This is a genomic window from Streptomyces colonosanans (assembly GCF_001866645.1).
In the GTDB taxonomy this organism is placed as follows: Bacteria; Actinomycetota; Actinomycetes; order Streptomycetales; family Streptomycetaceae; genus Streptomyces; species Streptomyces colonosanans.
Window position 1 is genome coordinate 147,744 of record NZ_MLYP01000002.1, and the last position, 15,321, is coordinate 163,064.

Genomic DNA, 15,321 nt, shown 5'->3' on the forward strand with positions numbered 1-15,321 from the left:
CCACACCGCATCGCTCGCAAAGGCATCGAGTCGTCCGAGCGGCTCGGCCGCCACCGATGGGTCGTCGAGCGGACGGCCTCGTGGCTCGCCGGCTGCCGACGACCCCACCACCGCTACGAACGCAAGGCCGACCACCAGTGCGGGAAGTAACTTCCCTGCCGCAGCTTGGGGATGGCCAGTTCGACGGTTCCCGCCCTGGTGTCCCACTCACGGGGGCGGTAGCCGTTGCGGTGGTTGACCCTCTCCTCGCCGACCTGCCCGTATTCCGCGTTGCAGAGGGTATCTGCCTCAGCAGACATGAGCGCGTCGGCGAATGTCTTGACCATGGCGCGCAGTAGATCGGGACTCGCCGCGGCGAGGCTGTCTTCCGCGAGGGCGTGCAGGGGCAGACTGTCGGGTGCGGTCATCGCGCTGATCTCCTTCAAAGACTTGGTCGTCTTGAAAGATCAGCCGGTGGCCGTTCTTGTATCCGGACACTCACTCCGACGCCGGGGCAAACGCCCGGATCAGATGGGAGCCCGTACACCACTTCCCAGGACGCAACTAGCATCCCTTTCCTGACACAGCACCGCTGCCGCACCACAAGCGCACCAGAGCGAGCGCGGGGAATCACGGTGAAGCAGCGGAGCCCGGTGAGGCTACGCCCCGGCCGTTCGCCACAGGTCAGCGCCCGAGTCGGCCGCCCGTGATCTCAACTTCCCAAACTGAGGGCAGTCCTGTCGGCTTACGGACATTGCTTCCTCAGGCCCTGCGCTGAGTAGCCGGCGCCCACATGACGTCTTATTCCAGGATCCCCACTTTGCGGTCCGGGCGGCAGAGCTTAGGCGGCCGGGCGGGGTTTCCGCGCCCGCAGCCTGCGTGCGAGCAAGCCGACCAGCACGGCGTTGAACAACCCGGACAAGACAACACCGGCGGAGAAGACCACCGGGCTCAGCCAGGCGAGCGAGGAATATTCCGCAGGTGCCGCCACCAGCAAGGCGAGGATGCTAAGCGGCGCCGTCGCCATGAGCGGCCAGATCCCGGCGAACCCCGGGTCCGGCAACACGAACGCGGCGCACAGGAAGAATCCCAGCGACGCCGCGACCACCACGAGATACCCACGCGCGAGCCAGTTGTCCACCGCGGGCGCCAGCAGGGCCCGAGCCCTCCGCAGGCGTGGGCGTGCCGAAGGTGCCAAGTCCGTTCCCTCCTGTTCAGGGGGATTCGAAATGCGCGGGAGGGGCGCACTCCGGCCAGACGATGTGGCGGTCGCGGACCTCCTGACCAGGGCGCCGAGCACGGCGGCGTTCACGAGAGCGCACAGGAGGAGCCATACGGCCCAGAAGCCGATGGCCGGCACCTCGACTGCCCCGCCTCCCTCGGTGCCAGGACCGAAGGGGAGGACCACACCCAGGAGGGAGAGGGGCGCCGTGAGCATCAGAGGGCTCGCAGCGTAGGCGCTCTCGGGCAAGAGGAACATGACCAGGACGCAGACGGCGAATACAGCCAGATAGCCCCGAGCGAGCCAGTTGTCCGTGGCAAGCGCAAGGAGCAGGCGCGGGATGCGGCGTGGGCGGGAGGCAGTCGGCATCGCGGGTCCTTCAGGTCAGTGCGGGTTGGTGCTCCCCACAGTGGGCCGGAGGGCGCGCTCAGGCATGAGTACGGGTACTCATCGGCAGGGCAGTAGGACCTACCACGCTGTTTAGGCAACCACCACGCCTCCGGTTGACCGTCAGTGGCCCTCGGTACCCGCATGAGCAGCACCCTGGACCACAATGGCCATACGGCCAGTAGTTCGAGACGAAGAGGTCTCGTGCCACAGCCGTGCCAGATACGAGGGTCAGCCGCGGTCAACAAAGGCGTCTGGCGGACGTATCCATGCCTGCTAGCTCGGCCATGAAAGCCGCAGGTCACAGGCAAGGCTCCTCTACGTCTCTCCTGAAGTGGGTGTCGCAGGTTCGAATCCTGCCGGGGGCACACGATGAAGGGCCAGCTCCCTGGGGTTTCTCCCCAGGGAGGCGTTCCGTTCGGCCTTGAAACCCCTTGTCCTGGGGCGTTTGCGTGAGCGGGTGGGAAGTTGACCCCCCGAATACGCCCATCGGAACAGCACCATCCGGCATGGACTCCGGGCCGGGTTTCTCCGCGCCGCCGGGCTCGAGCTTCGCTTCGAAGGCAGTGCTCGCACACCCCTGGGCTGCGGGGGCGAACCCTCCGGGGAGAGCAAGCCCCGACACACAGAACATGGCATACTCGAAGTATGGCAACCCGGAAGATCACCATCACAGTGCCGGAAGAGCTGGTGGAGTCGATCAAGGAGCGTGTCGACGCGCGCGGGGTGTCCGGCTACATCGCGGCCGCCGCCGCTCATCAGGACGCCATGGACCGACTGCGCGAGTTGGCCGAACGCCTCGAAGAAGAGCACGGCGCCGTGACGGACGACGAGCAGCAAGCGGCACTGGAGCGCATCGCCGCCATCGACGGCTGGCATGACGAGCACCGATCGCGCTCGGACGAGGCCGCGTGAGCCGCACCGCCCGAGCGAAGGTGCATCGGCCCCGACAGCGCGTCTTCGTATTCGACTCCGAGGCTCTCTCCAAGGCGGTCCGGGGCGATCGGGAGATGGCTGCGCTGATCAAGACGGCTCCGCGGCTCGACATCCCGATCGTCACCTCGGCGCTCACGACCTTGGAGGCATGGGACCCTCGCGAAACGTCGAGACAGGCACTTTGGGACTGGACGCTGTCCCGGATCCGCGTCGTGCACACGGACGACCAGGTGATCGCCATGGCGCGCGACATGCTGCAAGTAGCCGGCCTGCATGGGCACAAGTACGCCATCGACGCCGTCCTGGCGGCTGTGGCCGGGCGGGAAGCCGCGCAGGGAGTTCAGGCAACCGTCTTCACCTCCGACACCGACGACATGAATCAACTCCTCGCGGGACACTCCGTGCGAGTCGAGAAGGTCTGACGAAACGCCGCGGCGTGATGCTTGGCGTGGTGGAGCAAACAGCACCCGGACTTCCACTGGACGACGACCGGCCAGTCACCCGACGCCCAGCGGTCCTTCACCGGCCGACGTCATTCAGCCGCGCACAGTTGTCGATCACGCGTACGATCTCGCGACGGCCCCGGGGGGCGCCCGCAGGGCCGGTGAATGGGAGGGGCGCCATGTCCGGCATGTCCAGACGATCCCTGCTCGGATACTCCGGGACGACCGCCGCGGGTGCGGTCCTGGGCGGCGCGGCGGCGGCGCAGCCGGCCCAGGCCGCCGAGCCCCAGGCGCAGACCGCCTCGGCCGACTTCCCCGCGGGGACCCTCTTCGAAGGCAGGGTCGGCATGAACATCGGCGCTGACACTCCCGCCAGCCTGCAGATCAAGTTCAGCGTGAGGACCGAGGAGACGCCCGCCCACTACGACATCTCCCCGCAAGAGATCGCCGACCTGCTCAACGAACTCGCTGTCCGCCGGGGCTGGCCGACGATCACCTTCTACGGCACCCCGGCACCCGCCCGGCTGACCTGACGCATCCCGTCAGCGGCCCCGCACCGTTCACCGGCACCACCACACGGGCCGGTCGGCGTGGGGCCGTCCCACGTCCATGCCCCATGCGCCGAGATCGCACCTGGAAGGTGTGATCAAGGTCGCCGAGGCGGGCCATAAGCGCGCCGGAACGAGTAGCACCGGACTGACAGCACATGCTGGGCCGTGCCACACGCGCGCCAGAACGAGCAGGGACCAGCGGGGAACGGCGAGGAGAGGAAGCGATCGCACAAGAGATCCGTCCCTGACCAAACTCGCTGGTCAGGGACGGATACTCCCAAGTGAGGCGGCGCCAGGATTCGAACCTGGGAAGGCTGAGCCGGCAGATTTGTATGTTGCTGTGGACTGGGTGCCCGAGGGACTTGTCACGCTGTGAGCTGTCCACCTATGTTCGATCACTGTGCTTGCTTCCCCGATGATCAGTGTCATAGTCGCCGCGCACGACCTTCAGGGACAGCTGAAGGTCTGCCTGGATTCGATACTGAACCAGTCCTTCCGGGACGTGGAGGTTGTCGCGGTCCTCGACCAGTCTGCTGAATGCCCTGCGGGCTTGGTGGATGACTATGCTCGGCGCGATGGGCGGGTCTCGGTCGTGCGGCTGACGGGCGTCGTCGGCATCGGCCGGATACGCAACGCGGGGGCGGAGCGCGCCGCCGGTGACTACCTGCTGTTCCTGGACAGCGATCACATCATCGGGGGTGAAACGCTTCAGGCGATGGGTGATCAGCTGCAATCGGCAGACGAGCCGGACGTTCTTCTCTTCGGGCACACTCGCCTCCATCGCGGCCGCTCGTGGCCCAGTGCCGCCGCTGGCCTGCTTGCCCAGCAGGGACGTGAGCCCTTCGCCTCGATCGACCAGCCCCAGATGTTCGGTGCTCCCGCCTACTCCTGGGACCGTTTGGTCCGCCGCGACTTGTGGATCCGGCAGGAACTCGCGTTCCCTGACGGTCTCCACGAGGAGATCACAGTCATCCACCGCGCAATGCTCGCCGCCGACCGGGTCGCCGTACTGAAATGGAACTGCGTCCAGATCCGTCGTCGGCACACTCAACACCCCGCAGGCTCACCGGACGGCACCCACTTCGACGTCTTCGGCCGGTACGAAGAGAGCTTCGGCTTGCTCGAGGAGCGCGACGCGCTGGACGTTGTGGCTCCCTTTCTCTTCACTCGTATGATTCGTCATTACCTCTTCCTTCTCAATCTCGAGGGATGCCTCTCCCGCTCCGAGCGCCCGCAGTTCTTCGAACGCGCCAGCGAGCACTACCGGCGGTTCCTCCCCGACGGCTACGAGCACCCCGAAGGCCGGGAGGGTGTCAAGTTCCAACTCGTGGCGAGCGGGAGATTCAGTGCGCTGAAGGCCGCCAGTCTCCCTCAGCACGCGCGGAGTTTCGTCTCCCGGGGCGCCGCCGTCCGCGGACGGTAGCCCCATACCCACCAGGTCATGCGGCTCGACGAGTGGCCAGCAGCCGATGCGTGTTCGCCCCTGGGCCGTCTGTGGGCCGTCCGAGGCCGCGACCGGTGACGACTACTGACGACAGTCGTCCGGAGCGACAGCCGCAGGTCACCCGATTGGATCTGCGACACTGGTACAGCCATGCCTAAGCCCGGAGAACTGATGCCTGTCTAGTCATCCAGCGCGGCGCCTGCTTGCAGGAGAAACGCCCTAACTCCCTGCTCCAGTGACTTGAGCTGATCCGGAAGCTGCGAAGTGTTGTAAGCCGTTGTGGAAGTTCCTTCGGCGTCCGCTACTTGGTGCAGGGTCTGCATGAACCTGAAGAGGGAAACGAGGGCACCGGCCACCTCGATCACCTTGGTCACAGAAGGCTCCAGGTCGGCTGGCCCGTCCAGAATCACGTGGCGCCCTCCCAGGGGGTGGACCCGAAGGGTAATAACGGAGAGATCTCAGTCCCAGCGGGACGCGGGCGGGATGCTCTGGTCGTACTGGAAGACGTTGTGCGGGTCGTACTTCGCCTTGATGTTTCGCAGTCGGCCGAGGTTGGATCCCCAGTAGGCGGTCTCCCAGTCCTGCATGCCGATGTTCGGCACGTTGACGTAGGCGCCGTCCACGTAGGGGCGCAGTGCCTGGCTGAATTCGGCGATCCAAGCCTGGGCCTGCGGGGTGAGCGGATCGCAGATGCCCGGCTGGTCGGAACGGGTGCCCCAGCCGACGCCGGGCTCGGAGTAGAAGAGCGCGTCGCGGTGTGGGAACGCCGTGCCGCCGCGGGGGCTCTTCCTGACCGCCCCGCCGAACGCCTGGGTGAAGAAGTTGCTGTCGTCCGTGGGCGCGTCCTTCATGAACGAGGAGATCACGTCGATCGCCTTGCCCGGGAACGGCTTCCTGGTGAACTGCGAGTAGAACTTCCAGTTCGCGGGTTCGTCCTCGGTCGGGATCTGGAATCCCGAATACACCTCGCCCCAGTTTCCTACCTGCATCGACACCTTGGGGCTGTCGACCGACAGGATCGGGGCCAGCAGCTTCTTCGCTTCCGCGGGTGTTCCTTCCGCGAGGACCGCGAACAGCAGGGTCTGGTTCCGGTGAACTTCGAGCTGGGTGCCGAGGCGGTTGTCGGCGTACGGCGCAGTACGCTGCCAGGCGTCAAAGACCCTACGCAGCTCGCCGATTCCGTCCCATGTGGCCGTCACATACGTGACGCTCTTCAGCGGGGCCACTTTGTAGGTGAGCGAGGTGACGATCCCGAAGTTGCCATTGCCCGCTCCGCGCAGCGCCCAGAGCAGGTCCGAGTTGTGGTTCCGATCGACCTTGATCACCTTGGCGCACTCGTCGCCTTCCGCGACGACGACCTCGGCGCCGATCAGGCTGTCGCAGGCCATGCCGAGCCAGCGGGTGAGGAAGCCGAAGCCGCCGCCGAGCGTGGCGCCGGCGAGGCCCACACTCCCTTCGGTCCCAGTCGTCACCGCGAAGTTGTGCTTCGCGAGCGTGGTCACCGCTTCCAGCTGGTTGAGTCCGGAGCCGACCGTCGCGACACGAGCGGCGCTATCGATGTGGACCGACTTCAGCTCGCTGATGTCGATCACAAGGCCGCTGTCGACGTTCGACCAGCCCTCAAGGCTGTGGCGGCCGCTCCGGATCCGCAGCGCGACGTCGTTCTGCCGCGCCCACGTCAGGGCGTTGACTACGTCCTGGGTGTTCTGAGCGAAGACGATCACCAGCGGATAGTGAGAGAAGAGCTGGTCCCAACCGAGGCGCGCGTCCGTGTACCCAGGGTCGTTGGGGCGGACGATGCGGCCGGTCAGCTTCGCGGGCGGGCACTTCGCCCCGTGCGCCTCGCCCACGGAGGCCTCGGTCACGGCACTCGCACCGGGGGCTTCGGCGGCCGCGGCGCCCGGCACGACGATCGCGCCGGCACCGGCGACCGCCGTCGCCTTGAGCAGTCTGCGACGGGAAAAGTCGTTCATGGTCCGTGTCCTCTCGACCACCAGCGGACGTGAATCGGCCCTTTACGGACTATTTATGCGAAGCGGACGTTAGCAAGGGCCACCACGGTGGCCCGTCTCGACACGCTCGCAACCACGACCGGGGCGCATGTCCCGAGTGCAGCCCGCCCACGCAGTCCGGCGGCTCCGTCCTCTTCAAGCGGGAGGACGATGGCCGGCGGACTTGCCGGACACTGTGACGGTGTCCCTCGAACCCGCCCCTGGAACGGCCGTAGCCGGCGCCAGGCGGCGACCAGCAGCAGGTCGACCGAGGGGTAGGCCCACGCTTTCCAGCCGTCCTTCCTGTCCGGCGGTGTCGTGGCCGCCCCAGGGGTCGGCGCCGTTCGGCGGTGGCCCAGGCCGGGGGCGGGGTGTCTCCACTGTCGGGGCCGTCGAGGCGGATGACGGCGTGGAAGTGGACGGCGCCGCGCTTCCCCCTGGGGCGGCCTCTTTGGTTACGGCTCCCCGGCGCGGATCAGGCGCACGGTAGCCGGACGCCGAACGACCTATGGTTGTGCGAGGTCTCGCAGGGGTGACCACACTGTGAACATGGAGTGTCGTCCTCCCGCACCGGAGCCGCACGGGGACGCCGCGCCGGAACGGGATTACACCGGCGCCGTGTACGGCTCGCTGCTCGCCGCCTCGGTGGTGGTCGGGGCCTCGGTCGGCCCCTTTCCGCGGCTGCAACTCGTTCTCCTGCTGCTCGGCACCGCGGTGGTGTTCTGGGCCACCCACGTCTTCGCCCAACTGTTCGGCGAGCGGATCATGTACGTGCCGGTGAACGCCCAAGAGATCCGGCGGATGTGCGCGACCGAGTGGCCCATCGTCACGGCGGCCGTCCCACCAGCCGTGGCAGTCGCCGTCACACCCCTGCTGGGCATCGGCCCGAGAGGGGCATCGTGGCTGGCCCTGGGCGTAGCGCTGGCCGGTCATGTCGGCTGGTCCACGGTCGCCGCCAAGCACGCGGGGGCCACCGGCCGCACGGTCGTGACCGTCGGGGCGATCAACCTGGTGCTCGGCCTGCTCATCGTGGTCCTCAAGGTCACCCTGACGCACTGACGTCATCGCGGTCCGGAACCGTTGATCAGCTCCCTCCCGCTCAGCAGGCACGCCCAACCGTCGCGTGCAACCCTGGAAGTAGTCCGGTCCCGGCCTCTGGAACGCGGGAGGAGCGGACATGGAGATCAAACCGCAGGCGATGGTCATCCCCAAGGAGACCGACCATCTGGAACAGGGGAAGTACGGCCCCGTCTTTCCGCGAACTCCGGCCTGCTACGGGTTCACCATCATCGGGAAGGTCAAACCGGGCAGGGCCGACACGGTGCGGGCGTACGGCTACACCCTGGCCAAGGCGCTGGAGCAGGATCCATACCTTCTCGCGCCGCTGAAGCTGCACTACCTGCGCTGGGTCCTGTTCGACGACGACACGCGCTTCATGTATCAGGCGATCTTCGACACCGACTTCGACAAGTACACCGAGGACGCCATCGCGCTGTTCACCAAGGCGGGTGTGAGCACCGCCTTCGAGAACCTCGAAGGATTTCCCGAGGACTGGCGCACGAACCCCGAGGCGTTCGTGCACTTCGTGCGCGAACACCACTGTCCGAGCTTCATCGAGTACGGAGAGTATCCGTACGTGACGGCGGACGAGGTCAAGAAGGCTCTGCAGATCAAGAGCGCCCTGTCGGAGATGCTCGACCAGATGCAGTGAGACGCCAGACGCAGTGAGACGCCATCTGAAGTGAGACGATCGACATGAGCGAGGTCAGGACCGCGCGCACGTACAACCAGAGGCACATTCCACGGAAATACACCCCTGACGGGCGGCGGGTGAGCATCTACGTCTCGTGGAGCTATCCGGCCGAGGCCGGTCGCAACGCGGCCGAACTGGACAATCGCTTCTCCACCATGACCGAGGTCAGGCGGACGGCATGGCCGGCCTACGAGGATCCCAAGTGGTCGGATCCGTACCGCTTCCAGCAGGGCATCGCCGGGGCACTGGAGCTGTTCTTCTTGGCCTGGGTGCCGTTCCAGGACTTCGTCGAGGAGGTCACGGGGCATCCCGTACCGGTCTATCAGCGCATCGACCAGGCGGGTTTCCAGACCCCGCTCGACGAGCGGGTGCTCGACGACACGGACGTCATGTTCGTGTTCGGGCTGGACCACATGGTCACCGGACAGGAGGCGCAGCCCGGTGAGATCGAGGCCCTGCGGGCGTTCCTCGGCCGGGAGGACGCCTGTCTCGTCCTGGGCCCGCACCACGACGTCGGCGCATCGGACGACCCGTCGGAACGTGAGATGGAGTACCTCCATCACGGCGATCCCCTGGTCCCCCGCCAGCAGCGATTCGCCACCTACGTCAGGGGCTTGATGCAGGGCCTCGGAGTGCCGGTCATGAACCGGTACGGGCTGCGCCCGGCGACGGGTGAGGGCAACCGGATCGTCCCTCTGTCCACGGTCCGGGACCTGGACCCGAAGGGCTGGCTGGACGGGGTGACGAACTTCAACTTCCACATGCACCTGCCGCACTACGACGTGACGACCGACGCACCGGACGCCGTCCATGTGCTGGCCAGGCAGCCGATCGAGCTGTCCAGGCCGCATCCGTTCACCGAGGCCGGCAACACCGAGTTCAACATGTTCCTGTGGATGCCTCCCGGCGAAGACCGCGCCGGCGATCTGCTCCTGGCGGACTCGACGATCTTCAGCTCCTTGTTCGGCGGGGACGAGAGCCTGCGGAACTTCTGGCGCAACCTCGTCTCCAAGTAGGCCGGTCAGGAGCACGTAGGGGGCCGCACAGGGCCGCCAGGAGGTCAACCGTGAGCGAGCACACGAACGTGGCACTGGAACTCGACGACATCCAGCGCGGGGTGCTCAGCCCCCGGCCGACGCCCTATGCGGCGACCTACCTCGCCTTCCGTATCGACGACCGGGCTCACGGACGGGAGTTGATGCGGCGGGCGAGTACGGCGGTGACCTCCGCGGCGGACCCGGTCAGCCCCTTGGGGGAGACCTGGGTGAGTGTGGCCGTCACCTGTCGCGGTCTGGAGGCACTGGGGGTGCCGCGCGCTTCGTTGGACACCTTCGCCTGGGAGTTCCGGCAGGGTATGGCGGCCCGGGCCGGGACGCTCGGCGATGTGGGCGAGAGCAGCCCGGAACACTGGGAGACGCCACTGGGCGGCCCCGACGCCCATGTGGTGTTCACCGCGGTGGCACCCGACCCCGCGCAGCTGGAGGTGGCTGTCGACCACGCCCGCCCGGCGTACGACGGGCTGTCCGGTGTGACGGCGATATGGCGGCAGGACTGCTACGCGCTGCCCACCGAGACAGAGCACTTCGGGTATCGCGACGGGGTCAGCCAACCGGCCGTCGAAGGCAACGGCATACCGGGATCGAACCAGCTGGAAGTGCCGCTGAAGGCCGGTGAGTTCGTCCTCGGCTACCGGGACGAGATCGGCGGCATCCAGAGCCCGCGGCCCACCGTGCTGGGACGCAACGGCAGTTACGCGGCCTTCCGCAAGCTCCATCAGAAAGTCGCCGAGTTCCGGCGCTATCTGAGGGACAACTCCACCGGGCCCGAGGACGAAGAACTGATCGCCGCGAAGATCATGGGGCGCTGGCGCAGCGGTGCTCCCCTGGCGCTGGCTCCGCAGGCCGACGATCCCGCGCTCGGCGCTGACCCGTACCGCCGTAACACCTTCCTGTACGAGAGCGACGATCCGGAGGGATTCACGACGCCGGGCGGCTGCCACGTCCGCCGGGCCAACCCTCGCGATGCCGCGGTAGCAGGGGAAGTACGGCTGCACCGCATGATCCGACGCGGCGCCGTCTACGGTCCGCCGCTGCCCGAGGGAGTACTGGAGGACGACGGAGCCGACCGCGGCCTGATGTTCGCGTTCGTCGGGGCGCACCTGGGGCGGCAGTTCGAGTTCGTCCAGTCGCAGTGGATGAACGACGGCGTCTTCTTCGGCGCGAACGACGCCAAGGACCCGGTCACCGGATCCCACGACGGCTCCACCGGCTTCACCATTCCCCGGCGGCCGCTGCACCGGCGCCTCGCCCCGTTGCCGCGGTTCGTCGTCACCCGAGGAGGCGAGTACTGCTTCCTGCCGAGCCTGACCGCCCTGCGCTGGCTCGGCGAGCTCCACGACTGACAGTGGGGGAAGCCAGATGGAGACCCTGCACCTGGTACTCAACGCCGTCACCGTCATCTTCATCGCGGTCACCATGTTCGCCGCCGGCCTGGGCGCCACCGTATCGGCACTGCGCGGCGTCTTCACCGACGTCCCGCTCCTGTTGCCGGCGCTGATCGCCAACTTGGTGGTCGTCCCTCTGCTCGGCTGGGGCATCGGTGCGCTGTTCGGGCTTTCGTCGGCCTCCTTCATCGCGCTCGTCCTGGTCGCCTCGTCCCCGGGCGGCCCTTTCGGGGCGAAACTCGCCATGGTGCAACGCGGTGACGTCGTCGGCGGAGCGGCCATGCAGGTGCTGCTCGCCTCCGTCGGCAGCATCACCTTCGCCCCCACGGTCAACGGCCTGCTGACCGCCTCCGGCGTCGGCAGCAACGTCTCCCTCGACGTCGGAGCGCTGGTCCGGACCGTGGCCCTGCTGCAACTCGTACCGTTCGCCATCGGCCTGCTGCTACGCCGCTACGCGGAGCCCACCGCACGGTCATGGCACGCCGCGGCAGTGTCCGTCTCCAACGTCACGTTTCTGATCGTGCTGGCGGGCATGCTGCTCGGCAACTGGCGGGGCGTCGTCGCGCTCCTGGGCTCCTTCGCCCTCCTCGCCGGGTTCCTGCTCTCGGCCGCCGCCTTCGCCATAGGAACGCTGCTGGCCACGGGTCCGCCCGTGCGACGTACCACCATGGGCAGTGTCGCGTCGGTACGCAATGCCGGTCCCGCGCTGGCCGCGATCGGCATCGCCTTCGACAACCAGCCCGCCATCCTCGGGGCGCTCGCCGCCGTCCTCCTCAGCGGCCTGGCAGCAGCACTGCCGATCGCCACCATTCTCAGCGGCCGGCGAAGGGGTCCCACGGCGGCCACGACGGAGGTGCGGGCGAATGGTCGGCATGAAGCGGACGATCCGCCATAGCAGCAGCCGACGTCTCACGCCTGCCATGCGGGGGCCCGCCGACCGCCTCTCGGACGGCCCCGGTCAGAACGGATCCAGCACACAGGAGGCCGGGAAACCCGCTGAAGACGGGAGAACTACGGAGGGGTGTTTTCCCGCGCCAGGCACCTACTGGTGACGTTGTGTTCAGATCGGCTGTGCCGGCAGCAGTGGCTTGTGCTCGTCGCCACTCGGCGCGGGCGTCCCGAAGGGCACCGAGCGTGGTCGAGCAGCGGCGGGACTTGGTGGAGAAGTGGCCGCGGAATCGCGCTCCACCTGGACGCCAGGAACCACGCCCGCTCCACGGTGTGTGGGTCGACGGCAGACGGGATGGGAGCTGGGGAGGGTGGTGGCACTGAGGAGAGGCGTCGACCTCGGGTGATCAGCGGGGATAGGAGCCGGGTGCGTTTCCGTACCGAGGTCACATAGCCTCTGCTGGCCCGCACAGCCGTCGGGCGGTTCAAGGGGAGGGATGCTCATGCGGCAGACGTTCGCCAGGTTGAGAGATGTGGCCTGGGTGTTGGCACCATTCGGGTTGGCCCTCCTGGTAGGGGTCATCGTGTACACCCTCGCGAACTACAAGATGGTCACAGAAACGGGCGACTCGATGAGGCCCACTTTCCGCCCGGGTGATCGACTGTTGATCGAGCAGATCGACGCGACCGAGATACGTCGAGGTGATGTCGTACTCATCGATCCGCCCGAGCGCTATATGGCGGAACCGGTGTTGCGGCGGATCATCGGGATAGGTGGCGATCACGTGGTGGGGGCCGGGAATCGGGTCACGGTGAACGGAAAGCCACTCGACGAGCCGTATGTGAAGGATGTCTACGAGGACCTGGGGGTCGACCCGTACGACGTGAAGGTCCCGGAGGGGCGGTTGTTCGTGCTCGGCGACCACCGTGCGAACTCCAATGACTCGCGTTACCACCTCAGTGAACAGTCGGGCAGCTTCGCGGCCTCCGGAGTGCAGGGGCGAGTCATGGAGAACTCCGCCGCGCCAACAGTGCTGGTGACAACCGGAGGCCTCGGGATTGCGCTGACTCTGCTCGGCATCGGGGGGTACACAGCCAGACGACGCGCCCAGAGATCGCTTCCGCCCGCCGCACCATGGCTCTTGGCCTGAGTGCCAACGCCACCAATCAGTGCGTGCCCGGGCCGGTCTTCAGCGCCGGCAGGCACATCAACAACTTGCAATTCGCCTGTGCCCCATCCGTGCCCGATGCGGCAGGAACCTACGGGGACACCGGACAGCCATGGTGGTCGGACACGACGACGGCCCCTGACCAACCACCCGGGTCAGGGCGGGAGTGAAGATCGTGAATCTCTCGGCTCACCTCGGCGCCAGAAGCTACTGTCGCGGCCATGGTCGAACACGATGCCCTCAGCGCCACCCGCGAGGCCTACGACGCTGCTGCCCCCCTGTACGCGCAGCTGTTCCGCGACGATCTGCGTGACAGGCCGCTGGAGCGTGCGATCTTGGCCGGCTTCGCCGAGGTCGTCAATGCGAGTGGCAACGGTCAGGTGGCGGATCTGGGATGTGGACCTGGTCATATCACCGCTTATCTGAACGAGTTGGGGCTGGAGGCGTTTGGCGTTGACGCCTCTCCTGCGATGATCGAGTTGGCTCGGCATGACTATCCGGGCCTGCGGTTCGACGTGGGCTCGATGGCCGCGGTGAACATCGCCGACGGTGTGCTGGGTGGCGCACTCTCACGCTGGTCCATCATCCACTCTCCACCGCAAGAACTCCCTGCCATTTTGGGCGAGTTGCACCGTGTGCTCGCACCTGGCGGCCACCTTCTGGTGGGCTTTTGGGCCAGCGATGACCCGTCTCGTCCGACGCAGGTCTTCGATCACACGGTTGCGCCGGCCTATCGGTGGTCGCCGGATCACCTCGCCGCGATGCTGCGCGAGTCCGGGTTGGCCGAGGTAGCCCGGATGGTTCACGAGCCACAGCTCACCGACCGACGGCAGTTCCAGTCGGTTCACCTGCTCGCCCGCAAAGTCGAGGCTTGATCTCAGGGCCGATCGCGCTCCGCCCCAGGTCGGAGAGTTGCCAGGACAGCCGCCATCCGCATACGGCGTCTTCCGAACCAGTGCTCCAAGCCCCAGGCCGGGGTGCTTGACCGGGTTCATTGAAACTCCAGCCCAGGGCTCTCACCGGCAATAACCCAGCTCACCAAGACCGGGGACAAGACCCGGGGCAAGAAGAAGCAGGGAGCCCCCGCCCCGGTCTCACGAGAACTCCGAGTCTGCGGATTGCCGTGGCCTCGGGGCTCTCGCCGTGCTTCGGCCTGGTACACCACCTCCGTGGACACGGCCCTGTCGGCATCCAGCCAGGCGACGCGCCCCCGCCGGCGTCATCGCTCGGAGGGCCCGATCCGGCTCCCGACGGGTCGCGTATGGTCGGCCGGACGGACCTCGGTCCGGGCCGACCCGACAACGTCACCGATATCTGGGGTGTGAAGATGACCTCGCAGTCCTACCTCACCGAACTCTTCTCGCTGGAGGGCCGGGTCGCACTCGTCACCGGGGGGAGTTCGGGGATCGGCCGGGCCATCGCCAAAGCCCTCGCGCATGCCGGGGCCAAGGTCGTGGTCATCGCGCGCAAGGAGGCGGAACTGATCGCCACGGTCGACGAGTTGGTGGCCGATGGTTGCCGAGCGGCCTGGGTGAGCGCCGACCTGAGTACGCGCGACGGTGTGCGAGCGGCGGCCGAGGAGGCGGCGGCGGTGTTCGGCGAGCCGGACATCCTCGTCAACTCCGCCGGGGTCAACCTGCGCCCGCCGATGGGCGATCTGACGGACGAGGTGTGGGACGCCACCATGGCGGTGAACCTCGAGGCGCCCTTCCTCCTCGGGCAGCGCTTCGGCCCGGGCATGGCCGAGCGGGGCTTCGGGCGGATCGTCCACATCACCTCCCAGCAGGCGCACCGGGCCTTCGTCCAGAGCGGCGCGTACGGCGTGTCCAAGGGCGGCCTCGAGTCGCTGGCCCGCTCACAGGCGGAGGCGTGGTCCCCGTACGGCGTCACCTGCAACACCCTCGTCCCGGGCTTCGTGATGACCCCGCTGAACCGGCGGCTGTCCTCCGATCCGGCCACGGTGGCCGAGCTCGCCGCCCGCACGCTGGTCGGGCGCAACGGCCTGGCGGAGGACTTCGCGGGCGCGGCGGTGTTCCTGGCGAGCCGCGCGTCCGCGTATGTCACCGGCCAGTCGATCTTCGTGGACGGCGGTCTCTCGGTCCACTGACGCGTCCT

At 67.4% G+C, this 15,321-nt stretch carries 15 protein-coding genes, 1 tRNA gene and 5 pseudogenes; 14 read left to right on the plus strand and 7 right to left on the minus strand.

Features of this window, described 5'->3' with window-relative positions; translation table 11 throughout:
* Positions 1 to 6 precede the first annotated feature (6 nt).
* Positions 7 to 150, plus strand: a pseudogene (locus tag BIV24_RS31100) (IS5/IS1182 family transposase); the annotation flags it as partial.
* Here the strand turns inward: BIV24_RS31100 and BIV24_RS00780 are convergent.
* Positions 135 to 407: pseudogene (locus BIV24_RS00780) on the minus strand (transposase); the annotation flags it as partial. The pseudogenes BIV24_RS31100 and BIV24_RS00780 overlap by 16 nt on opposite strands.
* A 413-nt stretch (positions 408 to 820) precedes the next feature.
* Positions 821 to 1,570 carry an SCO4225 family membrane protein gene (locus tag BIV24_RS00785; protein ID WP_071364112.1) on the minus strand — a complete coding sequence of 250 codons (750 nt, stop codon included), beginning with the start codon at positions 1,568 to 1,570 and terminating at the stop codon, positions 821 to 823.
* 311 nt (positions 1,571 to 1,881) lie between these two features.
* On the opposite strand from BIV24_RS00785, the gene BIV24_RS34095 reads away from it, so the two are divergent.
* From BIV24_RS34095 to BIV24_RS36325, 5 genes and pseudogenes are all read left to right on the plus strand, one after another.
* A tRNA-Arg gene (locus tag BIV24_RS34095) sits at positions 1,882 to 1,956 on the plus strand.
* Between the two features lie 280 nt (positions 1,957 to 2,236).
* The gene (locus BIV24_RS00790; protein ID WP_071364113.1) at positions 2,237 to 2,503 is read left to right on the plus strand and encodes a hypothetical protein; all 267 of its coding nucleotides are present in this window, start codon (positions 2,237 to 2,239) and stop codon (positions 2,501 to 2,503) included.
* Positions 2,500 to 2,946 carry a hypothetical protein gene (locus BIV24_RS00795; RefSeq protein ID WP_071364114.1) on the plus strand — a complete coding sequence of 149 codons (447 nt, stop codon included), beginning with the start codon at positions 2,500 to 2,502 and terminating at the stop codon, positions 2,944 to 2,946. Before BIV24_RS00790 ends, BIV24_RS00795 begins: the two co-directional genes overlap by 4 nt.
* 209 nt (positions 2,947 to 3,155) lie before the next feature.
* Positions 3,156 to 3,500, plus strand: a complete 345-nt coding sequence (locus tag BIV24_RS00800) for a twin-arginine translocation signal domain-containing protein (protein ID WP_143064548.1) — start codon at positions 3,156 to 3,158, stop codon at positions 3,498 to 3,500.
* 433 nt (positions 3,501 to 3,933) lie between these two features.
* A pseudogene (locus BIV24_RS36325) lies at positions 3,934 to 4,194 on the plus strand (glycosyltransferase family 2 protein); the annotation flags it as partial.
* Between the two features lie 387 nt (positions 4,195 to 4,581).
* Here the strand turns inward: BIV24_RS36325 and BIV24_RS34940 are convergent.
* From BIV24_RS34940 to BIV24_RS35915, 4 genes and pseudogenes are all read right to left on the minus strand, one after another.
* Positions 4,582 to 4,896: a hypothetical protein gene (locus BIV24_RS34940; RefSeq protein WP_245766631.1), complete on the minus strand. Its 315-nt coding sequence runs from the start codon at positions 4,894 to 4,896 to the stop codon at positions 4,582 to 4,584.
* A 245-nt stretch (positions 4,897 to 5,141) separates the two neighbouring features.
* On the minus strand, positions 5,142 to 5,336 hold the full coding sequence (locus BIV24_RS00810) for a hypothetical protein (RefSeq protein ID WP_071364117.1): 195 nt from the start codon (positions 5,334 to 5,336) through the stop codon (positions 5,142 to 5,144).
* 84 nt (positions 5,337 to 5,420) lie between these two features.
* Positions 5,421 to 6,935: an FAD-binding oxidoreductase gene (locus tag BIV24_RS00815; protein ID WP_071364118.1), complete on the minus strand. Its 1,515-nt coding sequence runs from the start codon at positions 6,933 to 6,935 to the stop codon at positions 5,421 to 5,423.
* A 361-nt stretch (positions 6,936 to 7,296) separates the two neighbouring features.
* Positions 7,297 to 7,386, minus strand: a pseudogene (locus BIV24_RS35915) (replication initiator); the annotation flags it as partial.
* 116 nt (positions 7,387 to 7,502) lie between these two features.
* Here BIV24_RS35915 and BIV24_RS00820 point away from each other — a divergent pair.
* From BIV24_RS00820 to BIV24_RS00840, 5 genes are all read left to right on the plus strand, one after another.
* Positions 7,503 to 8,012, plus strand: coding sequence for a hypothetical protein (locus BIV24_RS00820; RefSeq protein ID WP_071364152.1), 510 nt, complete (start codon positions 7,503 to 7,505; stop codon positions 8,010 to 8,012).
* A gap of 118 nt (positions 8,013 to 8,130) precedes the next feature.
* On the plus strand, positions 8,131 to 8,664 hold the full coding sequence (locus BIV24_RS00825; protein ID WP_071364119.1) for a hypothetical protein: 534 nt from the start codon (positions 8,131 to 8,133) through the stop codon (positions 8,662 to 8,664).
* A 44-nt stretch (positions 8,665 to 8,708) separates the two neighbouring features.
* Positions 8,709 to 9,722 (plus strand): hypothetical protein, encoded by a 1,014-nt coding sequence (locus BIV24_RS00830; RefSeq protein ID WP_079167925.1) that lies wholly within the window; start codon positions 8,709 to 8,711, stop codon positions 9,720 to 9,722.
* A gap of 50 nt (positions 9,723 to 9,772) precedes the next feature.
* The gene (locus tag BIV24_RS00835) at positions 9,773 to 11,107 is read left to right on the plus strand and encodes a Dyp-type peroxidase (protein WP_071364120.1); all 1,335 of its coding nucleotides are present in this window, start codon (positions 9,773 to 9,775) and stop codon (positions 11,105 to 11,107) included.
* A gap of 16 nt (positions 11,108 to 11,123) precedes the next feature.
* The gene (locus BIV24_RS00840; protein ID WP_071364121.1) at positions 11,124 to 12,044 is read left to right on the plus strand and encodes a bile acid:sodium symporter family protein; all 921 of its coding nucleotides are present in this window, start codon (positions 11,124 to 11,126) and stop codon (positions 12,042 to 12,044) included.
* 139 nt (positions 12,045 to 12,183) lie between these two features.
* Here the strand turns inward: BIV24_RS00840 and BIV24_RS36330 are convergent.
* A pseudogene (locus tag BIV24_RS36330) lies at positions 12,184 to 12,327 on the minus strand (replication initiator); the annotation flags it as partial.
* Positions 12,328 to 12,540: 213 nt separating this feature from the next.
* Between BIV24_RS36330 and lepB the strand changes: the two are divergent.
* The 3 genes from lepB to BIV24_RS00855 all read left to right on the plus strand — a co-directional run bounded on the left by lepB (position 12,541) and on the right by BIV24_RS00855 (position 15,313).
* A complete protein-coding gene (gene lepB, locus BIV24_RS00845) occupies positions 12,541 to 13,188 on the plus strand; it encodes a signal peptidase I (protein ID WP_071364154.1) in 648 nt (215 codons plus the stop codon).
* Positions 13,189 to 13,427: 239 nt separating this feature from the next.
* A complete protein-coding gene (locus BIV24_RS00850; protein ID WP_071364122.1) occupies positions 13,428 to 14,081 on the plus strand; it encodes a class I SAM-dependent methyltransferase in 654 nt (217 codons plus the stop codon).
* A 452-nt stretch (positions 14,082 to 14,533) separates the two neighbouring features.
* On the plus strand, positions 14,534 to 15,313 hold the full coding sequence (locus tag BIV24_RS00855) for an SDR family NAD(P)-dependent oxidoreductase (RefSeq protein ID WP_071364155.1): 780 nt from the start codon (positions 14,534 to 14,536) through the stop codon (positions 15,311 to 15,313).
* Positions 15,314 to 15,321: the final 8 nt, after the last annotated feature.

What these genes read in the sequence shown, in the direction of transcription:
- BIV24_RS00785 (WP_071364112.1), bottom strand. Translation starts at nt 1,570, where the DNA reads ATGCCGACTGCCTCCCGCCCACGCCGCATCCCGCGCCTGCTCCTTGCG.
- BIV24_RS00790 (WP_071364113.1), top strand. Translation starts at nt 2,237, where the DNA reads ATGGCAACCCGGAAGATCACCATCACAGTGCCGGAAGAGCTGGTGGAG.
- BIV24_RS00800 (WP_143064548.1), top strand. Translation starts at nt 3,156, where the DNA reads ATGTCCAGACGATCCCTGCTCGGATACTCCGGGACGACCGCCGCGGGT.
- BIV24_RS00815 (WP_071364118.1), bottom strand. Translation starts at nt 6,935, where the DNA reads ATGAACGACTTTTCCCGTCGCAGACTGCTCAAGGCGACGGCGGTCGCC.
- BIV24_RS00820 (WP_071364152.1), top strand. Translation starts at nt 7,503, where the DNA reads ATGGAGTGTCGTCCTCCCGCACCGGAGCCGCACGGGGACGCCGCGCCG.
- BIV24_RS00825 (WP_071364119.1), top strand. Translation starts at nt 8,131, where the DNA reads ATGGAGATCAAACCGCAGGCGATGGTCATCCCCAAGGAGACCGACCAT.
- BIV24_RS00830 (WP_079167925.1), top strand. Translation starts at nt 8,709, where the DNA reads ATGAGCGAGGTCAGGACCGCGCGCACGTACAACCAGAGGCACATTCCA.
- BIV24_RS00840 (WP_071364121.1), top strand. Translation starts at nt 11,124, where the DNA reads ATGGAGACCCTGCACCTGGTACTCAACGCCGTCACCGTCATCTTCATC.
- lepB (WP_071364154.1), top strand. Translation starts at nt 12,541, where the DNA reads ATGCGGCAGACGTTCGCCAGGTTGAGAGATGTGGCCTGGGTGTTGGCA.
- BIV24_RS00850 (WP_071364122.1), top strand. Translation starts at nt 13,428, where the DNA reads ATGGTCGAACACGATGCCCTCAGCGCCACCCGCGAGGCCTACGACGCT.
- BIV24_RS00855 (WP_071364155.1), top strand. Translation starts at nt 14,534, where the DNA reads ATGACCTCGCAGTCCTACCTCACCGAACTCTTCTCGCTGGAGGGCCGG.